General features: G+C 52.0%; 17 protein-coding genes and 1 pseudogene. 15 read left to right on the forward strand and 3 right to left on the reverse strand.

What is annotated here, in order from left to right; genetic code table 11:
- Positions 1 to 49: 49 nt before the first annotated feature.
- Positions 50 to 2,917, reverse strand: coding sequence for an excinuclease ABC subunit UvrA (gene uvrA, locus IPH59_06065; protein MBK7091273.1), 2,868 nt, complete (start codon positions 2,915 to 2,917; stop codon positions 50 to 52).
- Positions 2,918 to 3,259: 342 nt separating this feature from the next.
- Between uvrA and sufC the strand changes: the two genes are divergently transcribed.
- The 8 genes from sufC to IPH59_06105 all read left to right on the forward strand — a co-directional run bounded on the left by sufC (position 3,260) and on the right by IPH59_06105 (position 19,838).
- The gene (gene sufC, locus IPH59_06070) at positions 3,260 to 4,039 is read left to right on the forward strand and encodes a Fe-S cluster assembly ATPase SufC (protein MBK7091274.1); all 780 of its coding nucleotides are present in this window, start codon (positions 3,260 to 3,262) and stop codon (positions 4,037 to 4,039) included.
- Between the two features lies 1 nt (position 4,040).
- Complete coding sequence (gene sufB, locus IPH59_06075) at positions 4,041 to 5,456, forward strand: Fe-S cluster assembly protein SufB (GenBank protein ID MBK7091275.1); 1,416 nt, start codon at positions 4,041 to 4,043, stop codon at positions 5,454 to 5,456.
- The gene (locus IPH59_06080) at positions 5,456 to 6,793 is read left to right on the forward strand and encodes a SufD family Fe-S cluster assembly protein (GenBank protein ID MBK7091276.1); all 1,338 of its coding nucleotides are present in this window, start codon (positions 5,456 to 5,458) and stop codon (positions 6,791 to 6,793) included. The genes sufB and IPH59_06080 overlap by 1 nt, the downstream gene beginning before the upstream one ends.
- Before the next feature lie 55 nt (positions 6,794 to 6,848).
- The gene (locus IPH59_06085) at positions 6,849 to 8,090 is read left to right on the forward strand and encodes a cysteine desulfurase (GenBank protein MBK7091277.1); all 1,242 of its coding nucleotides are present in this window, start codon (positions 6,849 to 6,851) and stop codon (positions 8,088 to 8,090) included.
- Positions 8,077 to 8,508, forward strand: a complete 432-nt coding sequence (locus IPH59_06090; protein ID MBK7091278.1) for an SUF system NifU family Fe-S cluster assembly protein — start codon at positions 8,077 to 8,079, stop codon at positions 8,506 to 8,508. Before IPH59_06085 ends, IPH59_06090 begins: the two co-directional genes overlap by 14 nt.
- A 175-nt stretch (positions 8,509 to 8,683) precedes the next feature.
- Positions 8,684 to 11,935: a right-handed parallel beta-helix repeat-containing protein gene (locus IPH59_06095; protein MBK7091279.1), complete on the forward strand. Its 3,252-nt coding sequence runs from the start codon at positions 8,684 to 8,686 to the stop codon at positions 11,933 to 11,935.
- A gap of 250 nt (positions 11,936 to 12,185) precedes the next feature.
- Positions 12,186 to 14,435: a right-handed parallel beta-helix repeat-containing protein gene (locus IPH59_06100; GenBank protein MBK7091280.1), complete on the forward strand. Its 2,250-nt coding sequence runs from the start codon at positions 12,186 to 12,188 to the stop codon at positions 14,433 to 14,435.
- A gap of 336 nt (positions 14,436 to 14,771) precedes the next feature.
- Positions 14,772 to 19,838, forward strand: a complete 5,067-nt coding sequence (locus tag IPH59_06105) for an HYR domain-containing protein (protein MBK7091281.1) — start codon at positions 14,772 to 14,774, stop codon at positions 19,836 to 19,838.
- A 117-nt stretch (positions 19,839 to 19,955) separates the two neighbouring features.
- On the opposite strand, the gene IPH59_06110 is transcribed toward IPH59_06105, so the two are convergent.
- Together IPH59_06110 and IPH59_06115 are read right to left on the reverse strand one after the other, a co-directional pair.
- On the reverse strand, positions 19,956 to 20,348 hold the full coding sequence (locus tag IPH59_06110) for a PilZ domain-containing protein (protein ID MBK7091282.1): 393 nt from the start codon (positions 20,346 to 20,348) through the stop codon (positions 19,956 to 19,958).
- 119 nt (positions 20,349 to 20,467) lie between these two features.
- Entirely contained in the window at positions 20,468 to 20,797 is a 330-nt protein-coding gene (locus tag IPH59_06115; GenBank protein MBK7091283.1) for a DHCW motif cupin fold protein, read from the reverse strand.
- Positions 20,798 to 20,942: 145 nt separating this feature from the next.
- On the opposite strand from IPH59_06115, the gene gatC reads away from it, so the two are divergent.
- The 7 genes and pseudogenes from gatC (at position 20,943) to IPH59_06150 (ending at position 26,550) form a co-directional block, all read left to right on the forward strand.
- Complete coding sequence (gatC, locus tag IPH59_06120) at positions 20,943 to 21,230, forward strand: Asp-tRNA(Asn)/Glu-tRNA(Gln) amidotransferase subunit GatC (protein MBK7091284.1); 288 nt, start codon at positions 20,943 to 20,945, stop codon at positions 21,228 to 21,230.
- Positions 21,227 to 21,958, forward strand: a complete 732-nt coding sequence (gene kdsB / locus IPH59_06125; GenBank protein ID MBK7091285.1) for a 3-deoxy-manno-octulosonate cytidylyltransferase — start codon at positions 21,227 to 21,229, stop codon at positions 21,956 to 21,958. Before gatC ends, kdsB begins: the two co-directional genes overlap by 4 nt.
- Positions 21,958 to 23,649: a CTP synthase gene (locus IPH59_06130; GenBank protein MBK7091286.1), complete on the forward strand. Its 1,692-nt coding sequence runs from the start codon at positions 21,958 to 21,960 to the stop codon at positions 23,647 to 23,649. Before kdsB ends, IPH59_06130 begins: the two co-directional genes overlap by 1 nt.
- Positions 23,646 to 24,452, forward strand: coding sequence for a 3-deoxy-8-phosphooctulonate synthase (gene kdsA / locus IPH59_06135; GenBank protein MBK7091287.1), 807 nt, complete (start codon positions 23,646 to 23,648; stop codon positions 24,450 to 24,452). Before IPH59_06130 ends, kdsA begins: the two co-directional genes overlap by 4 nt.
- Complete coding sequence (locus IPH59_06140; protein MBK7091288.1) at positions 24,433 to 24,984, forward strand: HAD hydrolase family protein; 552 nt, start codon at positions 24,433 to 24,435, stop codon at positions 24,982 to 24,984. The genes kdsA and IPH59_06140 overlap by 20 nt, the downstream gene beginning before the upstream one ends.
- A pseudogene (locus IPH59_06145) lies at positions 24,968 to 25,923 on the forward strand (KpsF/GutQ family sugar-phosphate isomerase). Before IPH59_06140 ends, IPH59_06145 begins: the two are co-directional and overlap by 17 nt.
- Before the next feature lie 30 nt (positions 25,924 to 25,953).
- Positions 25,954 to 26,550: a hypothetical protein gene (locus tag IPH59_06150; GenBank protein MBK7091289.1), complete on the forward strand. Its 597-nt coding sequence runs from the start codon at positions 25,954 to 25,956 to the stop codon at positions 26,548 to 26,550.
- Positions 26,551 to 26,564: the final 14 nt, after the last annotated feature.

The raw sequence follows: 26,564 nt of genomic DNA on the forward strand, positions 1-26,564 counted from the left end.
GTTCGCAGCGAAGCGCCGAACCCGACATTGTATCGAGGAGACTTTCCCCCTACGCCACGCTCTTCGCCTTCTTCACCTTCTTCGGTGATTCTGCTTCTAGCCGCAGTTCTTCCTTCAAGAACTGTCCCGTATATGACGCCTTCACCTGCGCCACTTCCTCCGGCGTTCCGCTGGCAATAATCAACCCGCCTTCGTCACCACCCTCGGGACCAAGATCAACGATATAATCCGCCGTCTTGATGACATCAAGGTTATGCTCAATCACCACGACCGTATTTCCGCGATCAACCAACTCATTCAGTACGCCGAGCAGCATTTTGATATCTTCAAAATGCAATCCCGTAGTCGGCTCATCGAGAATGTACAACGTATTTCCCGTCGCCGTCTTTGACAATTCGGTCGCCAGCTTGATGCGCTGTGCTTCGCCGCCAGAAAGTGTCGTCGCCTGCTGTCCGAGATGAATATACCCCAGTCCCACCTGGTTCAATACTTCCAGCTTCTTGCGCAACTGCGGAATGCTGGCAAAGAAATGCAGCGCCTCGCTCACCGTCATGTCGAGCACTTCGGCTATCGACTTGCCTTTGTACTTCACTTCCAGCGTTTCGCGATTGTAGCGTTCCCCGCGGCACACTTCGCAAGGCACATACACATCCGGCAGGAAATGCATTTCGATCTTCAAGATTCCGTCGCCCTCGCACGCTTCACAGCGTCCGCCCTTGACATTGAAACTGAATCGTCCCGGAAGGTAGCCGCGAATCTTCGACTCAGGCATCTGTGCATACAAGTCGCGAATAAAAGTAAACAGCCCAGTATATGTCGCCGGATTCGAACGCGGCGTCCGGCCAATCGGCGACTGGTCGATATCGATCACCTTATCAAGATGTTCAAGTCCTGTGATGCTCTTGTAGGGAAGTGGCTCATGCTTGGCCTCCCAAAAATGCTTTGCCATGATCCTGTAAAGCGTCTCATTGATCAGCGTTGACTTGCCCGAACCTGATACCCCCGTCACGCAAGTGAACACACCAACCGGAATGTCGATGCCGACTTCCTTCAAGTTGTTTCCCAGCGCGCCGCGCAAGGAAATCAGCTTCCCGTTTCCGGCTCTGCGCCGATGCGGCACTGGAATCGTCTTCTTGCGGGAAAGATATTGCCCGGTGAGCGACTTCGGATTCTTCATGATCTGTTTCGGAGTTCCCGCCGCAACAATATGCCCGCCGTTGACTCCTGCGCCCGGTCCCAGGTCGATTACCCAGTCAGCGCGTTCAATCGTGTCGCGATCGTGTTCCACGACTAACACGGTATTGCCGAGATCGCGCAGTTCAAGCAGTGTATTCAGCAGTCGCGTGTTGTCGCGCTGATGTAGTCCAATTGACGGTTCATCGAGGATGTACAGTACACCGACCAACCGCGAACCGATCTGCGTCGCCAGCCTGATGCGTTGCGCTTCTCCGCCCGACAGCGTTGATGCCATGCGGTTGAGTGTGAGGTAGTCAAGCCCGACATTCATCAAGAATCCCAACCGCTCGCGGACTTCCTTAAGAATCTGCTTTGCTATCGTCGCCTGTTTGGTGGTGAGCTTTAAGCCATCGAAGAACTTCTGCGCCTGCTTAACCGACATCCCCGTTGTCGCGGCAATCGATTCTCCGCCGACCAGTACCGAGGTAGCCTCGCGCTTCAACCGCGATCCCTTACAAATCTGGCAGGGCGACATCGACATATATGTTTCAATCCACGAGCGAATTCCGGATGACTCCGTCTGTTTGTATCTGCGTTCCAAATTCGGGATCACACCCTCAAACTTGCCGCGATACTCACCCTTGTGCTTGCCTTCGCGCGACTCATAATGGAAGGTCAGTTCCTTCGTCGTTCCGTACAGGATGACTTGCTGTTGTTCTTTCGTCAGATCCTTCCACGGCATTGTAAACTTGAAACTGAACTTCTCAGCAAGACCGCGAAGCATCACGCGATACCAATTCGACATATCGGATCGCCATGGATGTATTGCTCCGTCGTTGATTGAGATATAATGATCCGGCACCACGCGATCAGGGTCGACCTCCATCTTGTGTCCCAGCCCAAGACATCCCGTGCAGGCGCCATACGGCGAATTGAACGAAAACATTCGCGGTGAGAGTTCTTCGAAAGAGATGTCGCAATTCGGACAGCCGTACTCGGTCGAGAAAATCCGCATCGCCTCGTTGCCTTGCACGATTCCGACAGTCCCGCCTGCAAGCTTGATCGCCGTCTCAATCGAATCGGCCAACCGACTGGCGATTCCTTCCTTCACGACAAGACGGTCGATAACAACTTCGATGTCGTGCTTCTTGTTCTTATCGAGCTTGAGTTCGGCGTCGACATCAACAGCTTCGCCGTTAACGCGAATGCGTGCAAATCCCTGCTTCTTGATTTCTTCCACCGCTTCGCGATGTTCACCCTTGCGGCTGCGGACCAATGGCGCCAAGATCTGGATTCGGCTGTTGGCGGGGTATTCCAAAACATGATCGACGATCTGGGAAACCGTCTGTTGCGAAATCTTCGCCCCGCAGACATAGCAGTGCGGCTCACCGACTCGGGCATACAAAAGTCGTAGATAGTCATATATCTCAGTTACTGTTCCCACTGTCGAGCGCGGATTCTTGCTCGCCGAGCGCTGTTCAATCGATATCGCCGGCGAAAGCCCGTCGATAAAATCGATATCCGGCTTTTCCATCAGCCCGAGAAACTGCCGGGCATAGGCCGACAGCGACTCGACATAGCGCCTTTGCCCCTCTGCATAAATCGTATCGAACGCAAGTGACGACTTGCCCGAACCCGACAAGCCGGTCACAACCACCAATTGGTCGCGCGGGATGTTGATATCAATGTTTTTGAGATTGTGCTCTCTGGCACCCTTGATTCTTATATATTCAGCAGACACCTAATAAGCCTCCGAAAAGTTAAACTCGTATTATACGGGCGATTTCCGCCAGCCGCAATCATATTTGGCCTTTGGGATAGCAGTTTTGACCCGTTTTTATGGCAATTCAGCCAATCAGCCGCGCAAAAATCCCTTGATGGCCCGCTTCTGCCCGACTATACTGCTCGCCTTTGATTTTTCAAGACGGGGTAGCCCCGGATTGTCGCTGATAATTACCAGTAATTGGACAAATAGGCAAATTTTCGCAAGCGTACCTATTCCGATGGCTTATTCTGACTAAGTTGGTCAGTATTGCCGATGACACTGATAAGAGTTTTATAATTTCTATATCGCGAGGAGATAATGACCAATAATCAACCGCTGCTTGAGATCAAGAACCTGAGTGTCTCGATCGAAAACAAGCAGATCGTCAAAGGTCTAAACCTGACTGTTAACCCCGGCGAGATTCACGCCATCATGGGTCCGAACGGTTCCGGCAAGTCCACCCTATGCTATGCACTTATGGGACATCCCGAATATACCGTCACCGGCGGCGAAGTCCTCATGAACGGCAAGAACGTACTTGAAATGGAAGTCGATGAACGCTCCAAAGCCGGAATGTTTCTCGCGTTTCAATACCCGGTCGAAGTTCCCGGCGTAACCCTGCAGAACTTCCTGCGTACCGCCTACAATTCCCACAAGGGCGAAAACGGTACTTCGAAAGTCAACGTCCTCAAGTTCTGGGGATTCCTGAAATCAAAACTACAGATGCTCGGCATCGACGAATCCTTCGCCAACCGCTATCTCAATGACGGTTTCTCCGGTGGCGAAAAGAAACGCGCCGAGATTTTGCAAATGGCCGTCCTTGAACCCAAGGTTGCCCTTCTCGATGAAACCGACTCGGGTCTCGATATCGACGCGCTTCGCGCCGTTGCCGAGGGTGTCAACAAACTGATGAACCCGACAATGGGTATCGTCATGATCACGCATTACCAGCGTCTGCTCGATTACATCAAGCCGCACTACGTCCACATCATGGCCAGCGGCAACATCATCAAAACCGGCGGTCCGGAACTGGCGCTGGAGCTCGAGGAAAAAGGCTACGGCTGGCTAACCGGCGACAAAGTCGCGGCAGAGGTATAACATGGCTGATGAAAAACCCACACCGGGTCTCAAAATAGACGACTACAAATACGGATTTCACGATCCGGAAAATTATCCGTTCAAGTCCGGCAAAGGCTTGAGCAAGGAAATCGTCACTACCATCTCGGAAATGAAAAACGAGCCGGGCTGGATGACTGATTTCCGACTCAAAGCACTCGAGCATTTCCATGCCCGCCCGATGCCTCAGTGGGGCGGCGGCGGCTTGCTGGAGACTATTGATTTCCAGAACATCCACTACTATGTAAAACCGTCTGACCGTGCCGAACGCAATTGGGAAGACGTTCCTGCCGACATCAAGAACACCTTCGATCGTCTTGGCATCCCCGAAGCCGAGAAGAAATTTCTTGCCGGCGTAGGTGCACAGTACGAATCAGAAGTCATCTATCACAACTTGCAGGAACAATGGGCGAAACTCGGCGTCGTCTTTCTCGATACCGATAGCGGTTTGCGCGAACACGAAGACATTTTCAAAAAATACTTCGGCAAGATCATTCCCTACAACGACAACAAGTTTGCTGCGCTAAATTCTGCTGTCTGGTCTGGTGGCTCATTCATTTACGTCCCCAAAGGCGTATCAGTCGATATCCCGCTTCAGGCTTACTTCCGCATTAACACGGAAAACATGGGCCAGTTTGAGCGCACGCTAATCGTCGTCGATGAAGGCGCCTGGGTGCACTACGTCGAAGGCTGTACCGCTCCGGTATATTCCTCCGATTCATTGCATTCCGCCGTCGTCGAAATCATCGTCCTGCGTAATGGCCGTTGCCGATATACGACTATCCAGAATTGGTCGAAAAATGTTTACAATCTCGTGACCAAACGCGCGCAGGCTTGGGAAGGCGCCACCATGGAGTGGGTCGATGGCAACATCGGTTCCAAACTCACGATGAAATACCCCGCCATCCAATTGATGGGTGAAGGCGCCAAGGGCGAAGTTCTTTCGGTAGCATTTGCCGGTGATGGCCAGCATCAGGATGCCGGCGCCAAAGTGAGCCACTTTGCTAAGAACACTTCGTCGTCGATTACCTCGAAGTCAATTTCCAAGGGCACCGGCCGCTCGACCTATCGCGGCCTTGTCAAAGTCGCCAAGGGTTGCACCGGCGTCAAATCCAACGTTGAATGCGATGCACTCCTGCTCGATGAACATTCGCGCACGGACACTTATCCGTATATGGAAATCGATGAAGAAGATGTTTCAATTAGTCACGAAGCGTCAGTCTCGAAAATCTCCGAGACCCAGTTGTTCTACCTGCAGACCCGCGGTCTCTCCGAAGAGCAGGCCTCGATGATGATTGTCAATGGATTCATCGAACCGATCGTCAAGCAACTGCCGATGGAATATGCTGTCGAACTCAATCGCCTGATTGAACTGGAAATGGAAGGGTCGGTAGGTTAATGACTGTCGTTCTCAAAGCGCGCGAAAAAGCCGATCTCTTCGCGCCATTCACTGAAGAATACTTCGCGCAGTTTGCCAAATCACTCAACGGCAGTGATGCGATCAATACTTGGCGTCGCACCAGCTTCGACAAGGCAATGCTCGCATCTGTACCGTCCAACCGCGACGAAGATTTCAAATATGTCAACTTCCGCGGCCTCAACTTCGATGGTCTCAAACCAGCGCAGCTGCAATGGCTGGAGCAGTCCAAGTCCAGTTCGATATTGGCTGCCGGTATTGACAAGATCGAAGACCTTCCGCAGGAATACACTGTCGATCAGGTCCAGACCGATCCGACACAGAATATCGTCTTCGGCTCATTTGCCGAGGCTCACACTGCCGAACCGCAGCGATTCGCTGAATTGCTCGATTTCTTTCACACGAAGTTTCTCGGCCGCAAGTTTGCTTTGCTGGCTCAGGCATTCTTGAGTCAGGGTGCATATCTTCACATCAAGAAGAACACCGCCGAATCCACGCCGCGCCAGGTGTTCACTCGATTTGCCGGCAGCAAAGTGATGAAGTCATTCTCGACCCTTGCACAGATCGATGAGAATTCGCGCGGCAGCCTTGTGTGGGACATCGATTCGCAGAAAGACGCTTCCGGTTTGCTCAATAGCACACTCGATGTCATTGTTAAGAGCGGCAGTCATTTGAATTTGCTTCTGACTCAGCATCTGACCGAACAGATCAACAGCGTTGCGACTGTGCGAGTTTATCTCGAGAAAGACGCGATGCTCGAAATGGCGACGATCACTTCCGGTGGAAACGTCAATCAGATGGAGATCGACATCAAATTTGCAGGCAGCGGTTCACACGCTCTTGTCAATGGTGTCTATCTTGGCCGCGAGAAAGAGAATTTCAATCTGCTGACGCATCAGGATCACCAGATTGGCCACACCACTTCCGACCTGTTCTATATCGGCACATTGTCGGGAGCATCATCGTCGAACTATCTCGGCAAGATCACCATCGCATCCGATGCCCAGCGCTCCGATGCCTATCAGAAGAATCGCAACTTGATTCTCAACAAGGGCTGCACCGTCAACAGCTCGCCGAAACTCGAAATCGGCGCCAACGACGTTCGCTGTACCCACGGCGCGACGACGGCAAAGGTTTCCGATCTGGAAACGTTTTACCTTCGCGCTCGCGGAATTGACTACCCGACAGCCAAGGTTCTGCTTGCTGACGGGTTCATCTCGCAAGTTACGCCGCGCATCAAATCACCGCTGCTCCAGGGCGGATTTGCGCGCCGACTTGAAGCCCTGCTCTATCAATGGGGCGGCAAGTCGCTCGAATAAGTTAATTCGCACGGAGGCTCGGTACTACGAGCCTCCGGTGCTTCAAGAAGGATTCATGCCGCTCGACATAGAGAAAATCAAGACCGACTTTCCGATCTTTCGGAACACCCACCGCAATAACAAGCCGCTTGTCTATCTCGATTCCGCTGCCACCGCGCACAAACCGCAATGTGTCATTGATGCCGAATCAAAATTCTACAGCGAAGACTACGGTACTGTTCGTCGCGGAATCTATTTCCTTTCCGCGATGGCGACGGAAAAATATGAATCTGTCCGCAAGCTAATTGCCGAGTTCATACAAGCGTCTTCACCGACAGAAATCGTCTACACCCGCGGCGCCACCGAGTCAATCAACCTTGTCGCCCGCTGTTACGGTGAAAGCCAACTTAAAGCCGGCGACGAAATCATCCTCTCCGAATTCGAGCACCACTCCAATATCGTCCCGTGGCTGATGTTGCGCGATCGCATCGGTGTCAAGCTGGTCTACGTCCGCTCCACCCGCGATTGGCGCTTCGACATGGATGATTATTCTGACAAACTTTCCGAACGCACGAAGATCGTCTCCATTACCGGCATGTCAAACGTCCTCGGCACGATGCCCGACCTCAAAGCCATTACCGCATTAGCGCATGCGAAAGGCGCCAAGGTCCACATCGACGGTGCCCAGTTGGTGCCGCACATGGGAATCAATGTCAAGTTCCTCGACTGTGACTTCCTGTCGTTTTCGTCACACAAGATGCTCGGTCCCACCGGTGTCGGCGTGCTATACATGAAACGCGAACTCGGTGAGATTATGTCCCCCTGGCAGGGTGGTGGCGATATGATCGAATATGTCCAGTTCGACGGCTTTACTACCAACGAGCTTCCTTACAAATTTGAAGCTGGCACTCCCAACATGGCGGGTGTCATCGGTTTCGGCAAAGCCATCGAATACATCAACTCCGTCGGTCTGATCAACATAATGATGCACGAACGCGAAACGACCGAGTATGTACTCCGTCGCATGCTCGAAACCGAGGGCATTCAACTATATGGTCCGACCACCGCCGAAAATCGCGGCTCGGTGTTCTCGTTCAACTACAAGGACTTGCATTCTCACGACATCGGCTCGATGCTCGACTTTAACAACATCGCTATCCGCGCCGGACACCATTGCGCTCAACCCTTGATGGGCAAGCTCGGTGTAATATCGACTGCGCGGGCCAGTTTTTACCTTTACAATTCCAAGGAAGATGTTAATATACTGATCGACGCACTGCAGCAATCGGAAAGGTTCTTGAAGAATGCAGTTAGATGACCTCTATCGCGAAGTGATTGTCGATCACTACAACCACCCGCGCAATTACGGCAAACCGGAAAAATGGGATATTCTCGTCGAAGGCAAGAACCCCGTCTGCGGCGATGAAATCACCGTCTACATATCGGTCAAGGATGATATTGTTTCCGATGTCCACTTTGAAGGCAAAGGCTGCTCCATCTCAATCGCCTCCGCATCAGTAATGACCGAGTCTCTCATCGGCAAAAATCTCGATGAGGCTAAACTCGCCCTATCTGATTTCAATCAGATGCTTCGCGGTGAAGCCTGCGAACGCTGCGAAGAACTATCCGATACGGCCGCCTTCCAGGGCGTCACCAAGTTTCCAGTCCGCATAAAATGCGCCCTTCTTCCATGGAAAACCATTGAAGGCGCCATCAACGGTAACGGCAAAAGCTAGGTCCTCTTTCCTGTCCAACCCGTCTTTTAACTCCATATTAACTTGACAATTTCGCTGCAAGTCGATAACTTATTCTTATCCAGTTAACTTTCGAACAAAGTCTCGCTTCTCAGGTGATTCTTCGAGGGTGTATGTCTCTATACTCGCCTAAAAATCCGCGAAAGGACAGGTCCTTATGATCCGTACCATTCTCATTTTGGTACTGGGGCTCTACTCGTTTGCGCTTTCCGCGACAATTCACGTTCCGGGTGATCAACCGACAATTCAATCGGGTGCCGACTTCGCGACTGAAGGCGACACAGTATTGGTGGCTCCCGGCATCTATTTTGAGAACATCATCATTGAATCCAAGGGCATTGCGCTGATATCGGAAGCTGGCCCCGCATCAACGACGATCATGCCCGCGGATTCCACTCAACGGACGCTTTACGTCCCGTCGAATCAAGGCCGCAATTTCATCTTGCGCGGATTTACCTTTAAAGGATCGAAAGCTTATGTCTGCGTGGAAATCTACAGCGGCATTGCCGGTGTTTACGACAACGTTTTCGAGAACAATTTGAGTCACGCCGGTGCGCTTCTCGTCGGTCACGGCGGCGGAACGATTCTTGGTAACGTCTTCCGAAACAACCACAGCACCGAGCATGGCGGTGCCATGCAGGTCGCCTCTTGGAAACCATTTTTGATTGCCGATAACATCGTGACCGGAAATACGGCGACCTTCGGTGCTGGAATTAACTTGCTCGGCTCACGCTTCGCTGTCGTCCGCAACAACCTGATCGTTGACAATCACGCCGCCCAGTATGGCGGCGGGATCTACCTCGCTAACGACGATGCTTATCGCAGCATCATCCATGACAACACAATCGTCAATTGCACGTCCGGAAACAATGGCGGCGGTGGAATCTGCTTTGGAGGTTGTTATGTCGACTCAGCCTTCAACAACATTATAGTGGATTGCGGTGGCTACGGCATCTGGGCTGCCAATAGCGTCGGTTGCTACTTCGACTACAATTGCCTCTCCAATAATACCCCCGACAATTACCAAGGCGTCGAGACTGGTCCAAATGAACTCCTCTCTGATCCGCAATTTGTCGGTGGCAGCCCATACGACTATGAGCTAAGCCCGACATCGCCTTGTCTCAACTCCGGAAATCCCGATTCTCGCTACTTCGATCTTGCCGGAGGGCGAAACGACATGGGCGCGACATTTGTCGGAATTCCGCATGTGCCGACAACAATTCGCGTTCCGCTCGACCAGCCGACCATCCAGGCCGCTGTTTATGCATCGCGAGTAGGTGACACAGTGCTGGTTGCTCCCGGAAGTTATGTCGAGAACGTCCACATTGTCGGCAGAGGTATCACCCTCATTTCCGAATCCGGCCCGGCTGTGACTTCACTTGCTCCGGCTGACCCTTCGCTCAGAACCCTGCACTTTGAAGACAATACCGGTTTGGAGACAATTCTGAGCGGATTTGAAATCACCGGCTCTCAGGCATTCTGTGCCGTCGAAATTTATCGAGGTACTGCACTTGTTAAGGACAATGTATTTTCGGGCAACCAAGTCGATGCCGGCGCGCTTGTCGCTGGTCACGGTGGCGGTGCTGTCGTCGGTAACATCTTCACGAACAATCAAGGCTCGTTCCATGGCGGCGGCATGCAGGTTGCCAGTTGGAATCCGATGTTAATCGCCGACAATACGGTCATCGGCAATTCTGCGACCTACGGTGCCGGGATCAATCTCCTTGGCGCTTCAAATGCGGTCGTCAAGAATAACTTCATTGTTGACAACCACTCCCTTTCCTATGGCGGCGGCATCTACTTAGCCAACTCCGATGCTGTCAACACTATCATCCATGATAATACCATCGTCAACTGCACATCGGGAAATGACGGCGGCGGCGGAATTTGCTTCGGCGGTTGTGCTGATGATACTGCTTACAACAATATCATCGTCGATTGCGGCGGAAATGGCATCTGGGCAGACAATTCCTTCAACTGCTTCTTTGATTACAATTGCCTGTTTGACAATCAACCGACCGACTATTTTGGCGTCCCAATGGGTGACAACGAATTGTATGCAAATCCGCAATTCGTCGGCGGTGATCCGTTTAGCTACGAACTCCAACAGTCTTCACCGTGCGTTGACAGGGGCAATCCCGATTCCCGCTTTAATGACACCAACTGTTCAAGAAACGACATCGGTGCCACATTTATCATCATTCCTGAGACTCACGACACAATCCGTGTTCCTCAAGACTATGCCACCATTCAGGCCGCGATTAACGCTGCCTCTGAGGGCGATGTCGTACTTGTCGCCCCTGGTGAGTATGTTGAAAACCTTGTCGCCAACGCCAAAGGCTTCTCGTTGATTTCCGAGGCTGGCGCAGAATTGACTACGATCCGTCCGCAGGATCCATCGCTAACGACTCTTCGTCTCTCAACCAACTTGAATCATGTATTCCTTCTTCAAGGCTTCACATTTACCGGTTCCGACGCTTATGTTTGCGTTGAAGTTTATCGCGGCACTGCCAACATCATCGAGAACATCTTTGATGACAATGATGTTGATGGCGGAGCATTGCTCGTCGGTCACGGTGGCGGAAGCATTGTCAATAACACATTCACTAATAACCGCGGATCGCACCACGGTGGCGGATTGCAGGTCGCAAGCTGGAGCCCGATGTTGATCGAGGGCAACACTGTAATCGGCAATACAGCAACGTACGGCGCCGGAATGAACCTTCTCGGTTGCCGTTATGCCATTGTGCGCAATAACCTGATAGTTGACAATCACGCGACGTCTTATGGCGGCGGTATCTATCTCGCCAATCCTGACGCTGTCCATTCTCTCGTACACGACAATACGATCGTCAACTGCAGCTCTGGAAATGATGGTGGAGGCGGAATCTGCTTCGGCGGCGTCAGTCTTGATACCGCCTATAACAACATCATAGTCGGTTGCACCGGCAACGGCATCTGGGCAGCAAATACTTCAGACTGCTTCTTTGACTATAATTGTCTCTTTAACAACTCGCCTGCTGACTACGAGGGTGTTCCAATCGGGTCGAACGAAATCTACGTTGATCCGATGTTTGTTGGCGGTAGTCCATTTAGCTATCAGCTTACAGCGAATTCACCTTGTGTCGATGCTGGCAATCCGGATGACCTTTTCGATGATCCGGATGGCTCTCGAAACGACATCGGAGCATTCCCGCCCGCGTCTGCACTACCTGGAGATGCCGACGGCAACGCTGTGATTTCCATATCCGATGCGGTTTATTTGCTTAATTTCATCTTCGCGAATGGTCCCGTCCCGGTCGCTCCGGGTACCGGAGACGCTAATTGCGACGGCAGATGTAACGTTTCGGACCCGGTCTATCTGATTAGTCACATATTCTTGGGTGGCCCGGCTCCCTGCCAGAAATAGAAAGGCATCGCTGCTTTTTCAGTTTGATGCGGGAAAAGGCAAACCTAAAGCCTTTTCCCGCTTCTATTGCTGCATTTCTGGGAACAAGATTTTTGCTGTCGTGCGCCAGTTTGGTATTGACAGAACATGGATATTCAATATTATCTTATAGGTATACTAAGCAACCGCCTGGTTCCAGTCCAGTAGTGGACTTGTGAGGGCAAATGCGTCTTTATTTGACAAGTAAATTTCCAGAAAGGACAGGCTACTTATGATCCGTACCATTCTTACTTTGGTGCTGGCCCTCACTTCGTTTGCGTTCGCCGCAACTATTCATGTTCCCGGCGATCAACCCACCATCCAGGCGGGTGTTGATGCCGCACTTGACAACGACACCGTATTTGTTGCTCCCGGCGACTATGCCGAAAACATCATCATCAATTCCAAAAGCATCTCCTTGATTTCCGATTCAGGAGCGACCATGACAATTATTCGCCCCTTCGACTCCGGCGAGAGAGCTCTGCATCTTCCTACCAATCTTAATCATGCATTCCTACTCAAGGGATTCACCTTCACCGGTTCCAATGGCCATGCTTGCGTTGAAATTTACCGCGGGGATGCCGGCGTTTATGACAATATCTTTGAAGATAACGATGTGGACGATGGTGCCATCTTCCTGTACTACTGCGGTGGAACCGTCATGAACAACGTCTTCCGAAACAACCGTGGTACATTGCACGGTGGCGGGATTCGCGTCGCCAGCTGGAGTCCGATGTTGATTGCCGGCAACACGATTACTGGCAACACTGCCACCTACGGTGCCGGTATCAACGCTCTTGGCGCCCGGTATGCCACGGTTCGCAACAACATCTTGGTTGACAACCATGCATTATCAGGCGGCGGCGGAATCTACTTGGCCAATCCCGACGCCTTCTCCAATCTGGTGCACGACAATACAATCGTCAACTGCAGTTCCGGTAACAATACCGGCGGCGGTATCTGCTTTGCCGCAGCGGATGGCGACACCGCTTATAACAATATCGTGGTTAGCTGCCAAGGAAACGGCTTGTGGGCTGCCACCAGTGTCAATTGCTATTTCGACTACAATTGCCTTTTCAATAACTCCCCGGGTGATTACAGTGGCGTTATCTATGGTCCTAACGCGGTCTATGCCGATCCGCAATTTGTCGGTGGTGATCCATTCAGTTATGAACTCATGCCCTCATCGCCCTGTATCGATGCCGGCAATCCGGAGACTCGGTTCAATGACCTCGACGGCTCCCGCAATGACATCGGCGCCGTTTTGGTGGAAACTCCAGCGGTTCCGAAAACGATTCGAGTCCCTGCAGACCAGCCGACCATTCAAGCTGCGGTCGATGTCGCTAATGATGGCGACACAATCTTGGTTGCACCGGGTGAATACTCGGAGAATGTCGTCATTGTTTTCAAGAGTATTGTCATGATCTCTGACTCCGGTGCCGCGGCGACCATTCTTCGCCCGCTCGACCCAAGCCAAAGAGCCCTGCATCTCCCCAATAACTCGGGATTTGAGTTCACGTTGAGGGGTTTCACTTTCACCGGCTCCAATGGCCACACCTGCGTTGAAATTTATCTCGGGAATGCGGTCGTGTCCGACAATGTCTTCGAAGATAACGATGTGGACGATGGCGCCATTTTCCTGTACTACTGCGGTGGAACGGTTAAAAACAACGCCTTCAGAAATAACCGCGGTACATCGCACGGCGGCGGCATACGCGTCGCCAGTTGGAGTCCGATGTTGATCGAAGCCAACACGATAACCGGAAACACTGCGAAATATGGCGCGGGAATAAACGCCCTTGGCGCTCGGTACGCTACCATTCGGAACAACTTAATTGTCGACAACCACGCTTCAATGGGCGGTGGCGGTCTTTACTTAGCCAACCCCGATGCCTACAACAACCTGGTTCACGACAACACCATTGTTGATTGCAGTTCTGGTGACAATACCGGCGGGGGAATCTGCTTTGCCGCAGCCGATGGAGACACTGCTTACAACAATATCGTCGTTAATTGCCAGGGAAACGGCATTTGGGCTGCAAGCAGCATCAACTGCTACTTCGATTACAATTGCCTGTTCAACAATGTACCCGGCGACTACAGCGGTGTTGTAACTGGCCCCAACGGCGTCTATGCCGATCCGATGTTTGTTGGCGGTAATCCCTTCAGTTTCGATCTGATGCCCTTTTCTCCCTGTATCGATAAAGGCAATCCCGATCCAATGTTCAATGATCTCGACGGTTCACGCAATGACATTGGCGCCTTTCCGGTAATTGCGTATGTGCTGGGAGATGCTGACGGGAATGGTACAGTTAACGTATCTGACGCAGTTTTTCTGCTCAATTACATCTTCGCGTTTGGGCCAGCCCCAATACCGCCGGCCGCCGGCGACCCAAATTGCGACGGCAATTGCAACATCTCAGACGTCGTATACATCATAAACTACATCTTCTCGGGTGGCCCGGCGCCTTGCCAGAAATAGGCAGAAATCCCATTTTGTTCGACTAATCCTGCGGGAAAAGGCAATCCTAAGGCTTTTTCCCGCAATCAATACCTGTTGTCTCCTAATTGCTTAAGGAGACCCTTTAACCGTAAGGATGTTAGCCCTTTCTGCACTTAAATTTAACAGCATACTAACGGCTTTTTCTATTGACACTACAGCATAAAACTCTATATTCGTTTTGATGGGAAATAGGGGGTGCTATACTTATTTTTACCAGTCGTCATTGCAGTCTTACAACCTGAAACTTTTATGGAAGTGAACCTTTCCTTTACTTTGAGAAAAAACCAAGACTCACTTAACTCTACAGGAGGCTCTATGTCGCCAAAGCGCCTGCTAACCCGAACTATGATGCTATTCATAGCTCTGGCAGCGTTTATTCTGTCGACGAGTGCGGCCTATGCACAGCCGCATGACTCGACAACGAACTATTTGCGTATCGAGTGTCCAACTAACGTACCGTTGGTTGCTGGAACAATCGTAAGCGTCCCGGTCTATATGGCAAATTCAAAAGACCTCGGCGCATTTACCTTTGGTTTCAAGTACGACACGTATCACATGGAGTTTACCTCCTTAGTAGGTGGACCGGATCTAAATGACCTTGGTGGTCAATTCCGCTCCACTCCCAGAGATACTGCACTCAATACGGTGCTGACGGGTTGGTTTACTTTCGACCCGACAATGCCAATTCCGGTGCATGCTCCAGGCGCAACCGAGGTGCTTGCTTTCACAATGCGCTTCACCGTCAAGGCTGGCGTAACCGATGGTTGTGCTGACCTGTTCAACGTCTTCGTTCCGCCAGCCGGCCCGGCTATTTTTGCCCCGATGGATGGTTCAGCGGATATCGTTCCCGTACTCAAAGATTGCGGAACCAAAGACATTATTTTTGGCACAGGATGCCCCGATCCCACGAATACCCCGCCAATCGCTGTTTGCCAGCCGATTTCCGTCGCTGCCGGTGCCAATTGCACCGCAGTAGCTGATATCAATAATGGCTCCAGCGATCCAGATGGCGACCAGATTACGATTACTCAGGTTCCGGCCGGTCCATATCCGCTCGGACAGACTGTAGTCTCCTTAATTGTCACCGACAACGGCACTCCGGTGCTCGCCGATACCGTAAGCTGTACTGTCACAGTTACCGACCAGACTAATCCAGTCGTAACTTGCCCGGCAAACATCACCGTCGGAAACGATGTTGGTGCATGCGGCGCGATTGTTAATTTCGCTGCCACAGCCACCGACAATTGTGACGCTGCTGTTGCCATAACCTACAGTCAGAATCCGGCGACGCTGTTCCCGGTTGGCGCCACCGTTGTTACCGCTACCGCTACTGATGATGCCGGTAACACCGCTCAGTGCCAATTCACAGTCACTGTCAACGATACTCAGAACCCGGTTGCTGTTTGCCCGGCTGACATCAGTGTCACCGCAAACCCGGGTGAGACAAGCGCTATCGTGAACTTCGTTGTTAGCGCCACCGATAACTGCGCAGGTTCTACCGCCGCTGCCGTTCCGGCTTCCGGTTCAGCCTTCCCGCTCGGCACTACGATTGTTACCGTAACCGCGACCGACGAAGCAGGCAACACTGGTCAGTGCCAGTTCAATGTTACCGTCAACGCCGGTAACGCTGCACCGGTTGTCTCCAACATTCCGGATCAGATTATTGATCAAGGCGGCACCTTTGCAACCATCGCGCTCGATGACTATGTCACCGACCCAGATGACATCGATGCCGATATCGTCTGGACTACTCAGTTGATGAAGTCCAAAGGCGATCTTACCGTTAGCATTGATCCGGGCACCCGCGTCGCAACTCTCGTTGCCACTCCGGACTTTACCGGTTCCGCGGTCTTTACTTTCCGCGCTACCGATCCAGACAATGCCTATGATGAAGATCAGGCCACTTTCACCGTCAATGCTATTGTGAACGATCCGCCGACTGTCTCCGACATCCCGGATCAGACAATCACCGAAGGTCAGTTGTTTACCACCATCAACCTTGATGACTTTGTCGTTGATCCTGATGACGCCGACAATCTCCTGACCTGGACCTTCTCAGGTAATACTGAATTAGTGGTGGCAATCAGCCCGTCCCGTGTAGCCACGATCTCCTATCCGAGTGGCTTCCTCGGCGCCGAGACGATTACCTTTACCGCAACCGACCCGGGCCTTCTGGCTGATAACGATGCCGCGACCTTCACGGTCAACGCAATTCCGAATCAGGCGCCGGTTGTTGCCGACATTCCTGATCAGACCATCCTTGATGGCCAGTCATTCGCAATTATCGATCTCGACGACTACGTCGCCGATCCGGACAACGCTGACAACGAACTTACCTGGACCTTCTCAGGCAATACCGAACTCATCGTCGTCATCGACACCGGTAATGTTACCATGATTACCTATCCGAGCGGCTTCACCGGTTCAGAGACAGTGACTTTCACTGCCACCGACCCGGGTCTTCTTGCCGACTCCGATGCGGCTACCTTCACGGTTAATGCCGACCTGAATCCGGACTTCACGATTGACGTTACTCCGGAGACCATTACTATTGAAGGCGGTCTTGCTTCACCGTTCGTATACAACATTGCCATCGGCTCAATCGATGGATTCTCCGATGCGGTTGACCTCGCTGTTAGCGGCGTAGGTATTAACTTCACCGGTGACTTCACTGTCGATCCAGTCGCTGCTCCGGGCCTTAGCACCTTCAATGGCGCAATTGACCCAAGCACGCCGACCGGTGTTTATGACCTCGTATTCACAGGCACCAGCGGCTCCGTTAAGGCTGACACTGTTCAGCTTGAAGTCGGCAGCTGCGTTGCCCCGCCTGTTGTAGTCACCAGCTTCGACACTTTGGTTGTCATTGCTGAAGAAGGCTCCAACCCGGCTGACGAGTCATTCTATGTTACTAATGGCGCAGTCTGCGGCACCCTTTATTGGGCAGTCAATTCAGACCAGCCGTGGGTAACTGCAAGTCCGGAAAGTGGCAACGTCGATGCCGGAGATACTCCCGGTGACCTGATTACGTTGTCGTTCAATACTGCCGGTCTTGCGGCTTCCGGAAGCCCGTATACTGCCCACGTGCAGGTTTCGCCGGTCACAGTCGGCAAGGATGTTAATGCCGACGAAAACGGCGTAATTGAAATTACGCTCTTCGTCACCGAGAAGCCGATTTCCGAAGACACCGTTTGGTTGTCGCACGAAATCGCTTATCCGGATGATGATGTCGCAGTCTACATGAACTTCTCGAACTATGAAGAACTTGCCGGTATGTCGGCTGGTTTGACTTGGAGCTCGTCAGACGTGATGCTTGATTCGGTGTCATTTGCCGGATCGCGCGTCGAATTTATCGAAAACAAGATCACCACAATTGACAACACCGCCCATACCTTGGCGCACGGTCTCTTCCGTCTTCCGCCGGAACCGCTCGTCGCGGCTGGTTCAGGTCTCTGGGCTACCCTGTGGTTCTCAGTTGATCCGTCAGCAATGGCGCAGGTTGTCACAATTGACACCCTGTTCATCGCCCCGGGAGTCGAACTGATGTTCTCCGATGAAATCGGAAACTCGATCTACCCGCAGTTCTTTGCCGGTTCGATCACCATCAATGAAGTAGCTGAAAACTGCATCAGCGGTTATATCAGCGATGTCAACGGTGGAGTCGAAGGCGCTACCGTCGAGCTGTTGGATGAGACTGGCGTTATTGCCACGACCACGACCAACAATGATGGTTACTACGAATTCTGCTTCATGATGCCTCCAGATGGCGGATACACAGTCCGTGCTTACAAAGACGGTTACTATCCTGAAACCACAGGCAACGTAAACCTTCCGGATACGGATGTTAACATCGTCCTTGAAGTCTTGGTAGCCGACGTCACCCCGACCTACGAATGGGTTGACCTCTATTGCCAGGGTGGAGCACTGTTCAACGGCGAGCCGGTTGCTGTCGGTTCCGTCATTGAAGCCTTCGATCCGGACGGCGTGCTCTGCGGCCGCTGGGTTGTCAGCACTCCGGGTACGTTCGGATTCATGCCGGTCTACGTCGATGATCCGTACACTCCGGGTGTCGATGAAGGCTGCGTCATTGGTGATGCGATTACCATTATGCTTGATGGCGCGTCGGTTGACCTTTCCGGTGACCCGTTGGTCTGGACCGGTAACGGCGATCGCTATGAAGCTTGCTTCACTGCACCGTCCGATCAAGATGTCACCAGATGCCTCTACTTGGCAGCTGGCTGGAATCTGATTTCACTCAATGTAGCTCTGTCAACCTCTGATCTCGAAACCCTGTTCGCTGACGTAATGGATAACACCGACGTCATCCTGAGCTTCGAATCAGTTGGTCTTACTTATGACCCGGATCTTCCGGAATTCTCGACCCTGTTTGAAGTCGACAACGCTCATGGTTACTGGTTCCGTATGGATGCAGCCGATTCAATCTGCTTCACCGGTCAGTTAATTGCAGCCTCGACTCCGATCTCAATCGAGAACAACTGGAACTTGGTTAGCTATCTGCCTGAAGCTCCGCTTTCGGTTCCGAACGCACTTGCTTCAATCTGGAGCAGCGTCGTTGTCGTACTCGGCTACGAAAATGGTGGTCTGAGCTATGACCCGGCACTTCCGGAACTTGCCACTCTTAACGAGATGAAGGCTGGCTTCGGCTACTGGATCAAGACGAACTCTGCCGGAACGCTTATCTATCCTGATGGCGAACCGACGTTCGTTTCCTCCGTACCGGATGTCACGCGCAACCTCAACAGCTTCGTGCCGCGCGTACAGTCCAGCAATACCTGGATCAACCTGTATGGCTCCGACGTTAAACTCGACGGTCAGAACATTCCGGCCGGAACAGTCATCGAAGCCTACAATGAAGCCGGTATTATGGTCGGTGAGTTTGCTGTCCGTCAGACGGGCAAGTTCGGGTTCATGCCGGTCTATGGTCCGGATAACTTCAGCTCAAACAATGATGTTGCCAACTCAGGCAAGATCAGCTTCAAGATCAACGGTGAACAGATCGAGCAGACAATCGACTGGACAGCCAATGGCGATCGCGTATTCGTCAACGAATTCACGACCCTTGGTAAGTCTGGTGGAGTATTGCCGGATCAGTTCAGCCTGGCTCAGAACTATCCGAATCCATTCAACCCCGAAACCTCGATCGAATACGTGGTTGCAAAGCCCGGCTTCGTCGAAGTCTCGATCTACAACGTAATGGGTGCCAAGGTTAAGACACTGGTCAGCGATTACCAGTCAGCCGGTACCTATAGCGTAAAGTGGTATGGAAATTCTGATTCCGGCGCGCAGGTTGCCTCAGGTGTCTACTTCTACAAGTTGACCTCGGGTGACTTCTCCGAAATCAAGAAGATGACTCTTCTGAAGTAATCTTCATAAGCCGAAACGAAATCAGTTTCGGTCCATAAATCCAAAAGCCCTTGAGAGTAATCTCAAGGGCTTTTGTTTTCTTGCCGGTTGCGAATGTTTGTCGTGCGACGATTCTGGCTAACGAATCGTCCTTCCCATCGGATCCGCTACTGCCGCCTTAGCCGCTTCCCGTGCTTCGTCCCACGGAACAATCAAGAATTTGAGAATCATTTTGTCGCTTTCAGTCAGGTCGCGAAACTCAAATCCCACTTCGAACATTCCGTCACCTTCATCAAGTACACACCACTTACTCTCAAGCCATAATGCGAGTTCAGTGATCTCAAGAATCGGCTCAGGTAGTGCCAAGCGGCACTGAAACAGCTTACCTGCAGCGACTGGTTCCCGACACAGAAGCTTACAGCCGCCGGAATTCAAGTCTTGAACCGATCCAAGCGGTTGATCTGTCTGCTTGTCGACCACATAGAGGTCGGAAGCTGGTGTTCGGCGCTGCGATTGACGTCGCTCGGGCATCGCCGCCCTCCTCTAAAATCAGGAAAGAATGGAAATGTGTCTTATATGCTGTTTCGACATAGGCTTAGAAAGACTTTAGCCCTTGGCAATGCCGAATCGGCGCTAATCCGCAACCGCTTTTAATCAACCATGAACATCTTCACGCCAGTTGCGGTCGATGACCTGTGCGGTTCCGCTCCATCTGCTACCTGATAGCTGGTTCCAGGAGTCAAAATGAATTCGCGCCCATCCTTCAATTTGGTCACCAAAGTGCCTTCCAGCACAAGCAGAATGTGTCCCTTTTCGCACCAATGGTCAGAAACGTATCCGGACGAATATTCGACCATTCTGACGCGAATATCACCGAACTGCACAGATCGCCTAACCGCCACACCGCTCTCACCTTCTTGCTCCGTCGTCGCAATCGTGCTCCAATCGACTACCGTAAATGGAATGTTAGAAATCTTCATACACATCTCCGTTCTTGAAGTCTTTCAACAATCTATGTCAAGCTAGCCGCCAACTTCAATTCTTTTCTATTCTTGTTGACATCGTTCCCCAATATCCGTAAGGTTAATCCCGTGTTTTTTACTACCCCTACGCGGGACCCCCAGTATGATTAGCCGAGATGAGCTGCTTAAACTCGCAGCATTGGCGCGTCTGCGTCTGGATGAATCCGAAATCGCCCAATTCCAAGACGACATCGCCAAGATGCTCGAATACGTCAAGAAACTCGATCAGGTCGATACATCAGGTGTCCAATCCCAATTGCAGGAGAACGTCACTGGAAACGTCTTGCGCGAAGACATTGTCACGCCGTCACTTGGCGTGGATGAAGCTCTCAAGAACGCGCCTGAGCGGGTAGACAACTACTTCAAAGTCCCGAAAGTGGTGGATAATTGAAGATAGTCGGAGTAATCCCGGCCCGGTTAGCCTCAAGCAGGTTTCCTCGGAAGGCACTGGCATTAATTGCAGGTCGTCCTATGATACTCCATGTCTGGGAACGAGTTAGAGCCTTCAGCCGCTTCGAGCGTTTGATCGTTGCCACCGACGACGAATCGATCAGCCAACTTATCATTCAAAACGGCGGCGAGGTTGTTCTCTCCAATGAGCCCTTCAAGAATGGCTCTGAGCGCTGTGCATCTGCAGTAGCAGATATCGACTGCGATGTCTGCATCGACATTCAGGGTGATGAGATATCGATTACGCCTGAGCAACTTGAACGGACAGTCCAAGTACTTGAAAACAATCCGGATCTCCATGTCGCCACAGCGGCATTTCCGGTCTTACAAAGCGAAGATCTCAGCGATCCCAATCTGGTCAAAGTTGCTGTAGATGCGTTGGGTCACGCAATTGAGTTCTCTCGTAAGCCGATAACTGTAGCAGGGCAGAAGATTACCAATTACGGTCATGCTGGAATTTACGTATATCGTAAGGACTTCCTGATCGAATATGCCCGTTTACCCCAGACTTCGCGTGAAATTGCCGAGTCCTTGGAACAGTTGCGAATTTTAGAGCATGGCCACAAAATCGGCGTGGCTATCATCAACAAGCCGTTATTATCTGTCAATACGCCGGAAGACCTGGCTTTAGCAAATAGATTGTTTTCGCAAGAGGGAGGAGTGATTTAGTGAAAGGCGCCAAATACATATTCGTCACCGGAGGTGTGGTCTCGTCCCTCGGCAAAGGGATAGCATCCGCCTCGATCGGTGTTCTACTACAGAAACGGGGACTTAAAGTTAATATCCAGAAAATGGACCCATACATTAACGTCGATCCCGGTACCATGAATCCGTTCCAGCATGGTGAGGTCTTCGTACTTGACGATGGCGCCGAAACCGATCTCGATCTCGGTCATTACGAACGCTTCACCGGACAATCACTCACCCGCGATAACAACGTCACTGCCGGTCAGGTCTATCAGTCGGTAATCAACCGCGAGCGCAAAGGCGACTATCTTGGCGCTACCGTTCAGGTCATCCCTCATATCACCAACGAAATCAAATCGCGCATTCGCAAATTGGCCCGTCGCGACGAGACCTTCGATGTCGTAATCACCGAATTCGGCGGTACCGTTGGTGATATTGAGTCGTTGCCGTTTCTCGAAGCCGCCCGCCAGATCGCTCTTGAAGAAGGCCCCGGCAACACACTCTTCGTGCATCTGACTCTCGTTCCTTACATTGAAACTGCCGGCGAAATCAAAACCAAACCGACTCAGCACTCGGTTCGCGATTTGCGTGAAATCGGAATCCAGCCGCAAGTATTGCTTTGCCGAACTTCTAAACCACTCTCTGACGCTATTCGCGAAAAGATCGGACTTTTCTGCAGTATCCCGTCAAAGAATGTCATTGAATCAATCGATGTCGATACCATCTATGAAGTTCCGCTGCTCTATCACGAGCAAGGGCTCGACAACTATATCGTCGACTACCTCGGACTCGATGCTCCCGACCCGGACCTTTCCGAGTGGGAAGAAATCGTTCGTAAGATCAAACGCCCCGACAAGCATATCCGAATCGGCATTTGCGGTAAGTATGTGCATCTCAAAGATGCTTACAAATCGATCATTGAATCGTTTATTCACGCCGGCGCTGAAAACAATGTCAAAGTTGATCTCGTCTGGATTGCTTCCGAGGACATCAAACTCAACGGCGCTGAACAATATCTCAAAGGCATCGACGGCCTGCTGATTCCCGGTGGATTTGGCGAGCGCGGTGTCGAAGGCAAAATCGAATCGATCCACTACGTGCGCGAACGCAATATTCCGTTCTTCGGAATCTGTCTCGGTATGCAATGTGCCGTCATTGAATTTGCTCGCAACGTAGCCGGTTTGGCTGATGCCCACTCGTACGAATTCTATCGCGATCTCAAGCATCCGGTGATTCATCTCATGGCCGATCAGCACGAAGTCACCGAAATGGGCGGAACGATGCGCCTTGGCGCGTTCCCCTGCGTTCTCGATGAAAACAGCAAATCGTATGAAGCCTATCAGGAACGCAATATCTCCGAGCGCCACCGCCACCGTTACGAATTCTACAACTACTACCGCGATCAACTAACATCGCGCGGATTAAAACTTTCCGGACTATCACCGGACAGCAAGCTCGTTGAAATCGTCGAAATCCCCAGCCACCGCTGGTTTGTTGGCGTGCAATTCCATCCGGAATTGAAAAGCCGCCTCGGCAAAGCGCATCCGCTGTTCCGCGAGTTCGTGCGTGCTGCTTCAGAATATCACGACAATCCGGCGCAGCCCGAGCTCGATCTGGAGAGCGAACCGGTCGTCAAATCTGAACTGCTCGACGAACTGAATCTGCGTCAATGATCTCAATCGGTAATCAGAAATTCGGCGATGGTAAGTTGTTTATCATCGCCGGCCCCTGCCTCATCGAATCCGAAGACATCGTCATGCGGACCGCGCACACCTTGGTGAATTTGTCGCGAGCGTTGGAACTGCCTCTCATATTCAAGGGTTCATTGCGCAAAGCCAATCGCCTCTCCGGGAAATCCTTCTCTGGAATCGGCGATCAAGAAGCGCTCAAACTTCTGCAAAAAGTGAAGTCCGAATTCAACGTGCCGGTGCTGACAGATATACACGAGACCCATGAAGTGGCCACCGTCGCGCAGGTTTGCGATGTCCTGCAGATTCCGGCGTTCCTCTGTCGACAGACAGACCTGATCATCACGGCAGCCAAATCGGGCAGGGCAGTTAATATCAAGAAGGGACAGTTCCTTGCCGCCGAGGACATGGCTCATCTCGCACAGAAGGCCGTTGATGCCGGCAACTCGCAAGTTATGCTCACCGAGCGCGGCACTACGTTTGGCTATCGCGACTTGATTGTCGACTACCGCTCGCTCATCAAGATGAAGCAGACCGGACACCTCGTCGTCTTTGATGCCACGCACTCCGTACAACAACCGGGCGGGCAGGGCGGATCATCCGGCGGTAATCGCGAGTTTGTGCTTCCGCTCACGAAGGCGGCAATCGCTGTCGGAATTGATGGACTATTCTTTGAAGCTCATCCCGATCCGGCATCCGCAAAATCCGACTCCGCCACACAACTTCCACTCGACTATGTGGAGACATTTCTCAAGGAGATAAAGCGTCTTGCTCAGACTACAGCGTAAACTTGAAATAAATCCTGCATCCATCCAGATGCTGATCTTTGATGTCGATGGCGTCATGACCGACAATCGTATGATCTTCCTCAAAGACAATCAAGAGGCAAAAGCCTTCTCGGCCGCCGACGGATTTGCCATCAAAACCGCGAGCGAACGCTATCTGAAATTCGGTATCATTACAGCCCGCGGTTCTGAGGTCACCGTCAAACGCTGCACAGAGCTTGGCGTAGGCGATATCGTCGTTGCGTGGGACAAAATCTCGGCCCTTCGCGAGCTGGCACGAAAGCACAATCTCGATCTGAGTCAGATCGGCTATGTCGGCAATGACATTCCCGATCTCGTCGCAATGGAGCAGGTCGGTTTCGCTGTCTGTGTCGCCGATACCGAGCCGGAGCTCTTTCCGGTTTCGCATTATCAAACTGAACGTCTCGGCGGTAAAGGCGCTTGCCGCGAAGTTATCAGCTTCGTGCTCGCCGCAAAAGGACTTGATCTCGTAAAGATTTATCGCGAAGATATTGCCAATGCTAAAACGCGCTAAAGAAGTCATCCTACACGAAGCCGAAGCTGTTCGCGGGCTCGTCGATAAACTCGATGACAACTTCGTCCGCGCTGTCAAAACCATTCTCGAATGCAAGGGCAAGGTCATCGTCACCGGTCTTGGCAAATCAGGATGGGTTGGTCGCAAGATTGTCGCAACCTTCAACTCCACCGGCACGCCGGCGCTATTCCTGCACCCGACCGAAGGTCTCCACGGCGACCTCGGATACTGCAAAAGGATGACCTTGTGCTCGCGATCTCCAAATCCGGCAACCTCGACGAACTCGAACGTTTCTATCCGGTCATCGAACGGCTCGGTGTTACTGTCATCTCGATTACCGGTAATCTCAAATCACCGTTATCATTACGCAGCGACATCCCGCTTGATGCCTCCGTGCCAAGCGAAGCCTGCATTCACAATCTCGCGCCAACCTCATCATCAACCGCCGCTATCGCTCTCGGCGATGCGCTCGCGCTCGTCGTACAAGAGCAACGCGGCTTCACTGCCGAGGACTTTTCACTGCTGCACCCCGGCGGCACACTCGGACGACGACTCACCATCCGTATCAAAGACCTCATGCACTCTGGCGATGATCTCCCGATTGTCAATCAAGCGACTCTCGCCAAGGAAATGCTCGTCGTTATCACCAACAAGCGTCTCGGCACGGCACTGATAGTTGATGATGACGGCAAACTCACCGGTATCTTCACCGACGGCGACCTGCGACGCGTTCTCAGCCGCAATGATAACTTCATGATGAAACCGGCATCCGCAATAATGTCGCCCCAACCAAAGCTGATCGGCCCCAACGAACTCGCCGAACGCGGCCTCAAAGTCATGGAAGATCACAAAATCACCGCGCTTGTCGTCGTCGATGACGACCATCGTCCGGTCGGCATCGTCCATATCCACGACATTCTCAGAAGTAAAGTTGTGTAACTCGGCCAAGTTGGATATATTGGGTCAGTTATGGCCAATATCCCTCCGCGCCAAGGCGCTTCAGAGCAATCCCCTCTAAATCACGACGACGCGATTGTTCACTATACAATCGATAGCGAAGACATCATTCGCTATGTCAGCCCTTCATGGGACAAATTCGCTATGAAAAATGCCGGTGAGAACGTTCTCTCTGCAGAGGTAGTCGGTCGAAGTGTTTGGGATTTCGTCATCAATATCGAGACACGCCACCTTTATCAGACCATCGTTGCGCGAATTCGTGCCGGTCGATCTCCAGCCAAGTTTCCGTTTCGTTGTGATTCTCCCGACCGACGCCGTTTTATGCAGATGGAAATGAAACCTGCCAATGAGAATGGTATTGAGTTCGTCAGTGAAATTCTTCGCGAAGAAGCTCGCGAACCGATAGCACTGTTGGATCAACACGTCCCGCGCTCCGACAAATTTTTGGTAATGTGCAGTTGGTGCAAGAAAGTCGAAACCGCAAGCGCCTGGATCGAAGTTGAAGAAGCAATTATCGCACTTCAGCTGTTCGGCGAGCAGGCTTCGCCGCAAATCTCTCACACCATGTGTGATTCATGTCTCGCACAGTACACGCAGGATCCTCTATAACTGTCTAGTTGAAT

The organism is bacterium (assembly GCA_016708315.1).
GTDB lineage: Bacteria > Zixibacteria > MSB-5A5 > CAIYYT01 > CAIYYT01 > JADJGC01.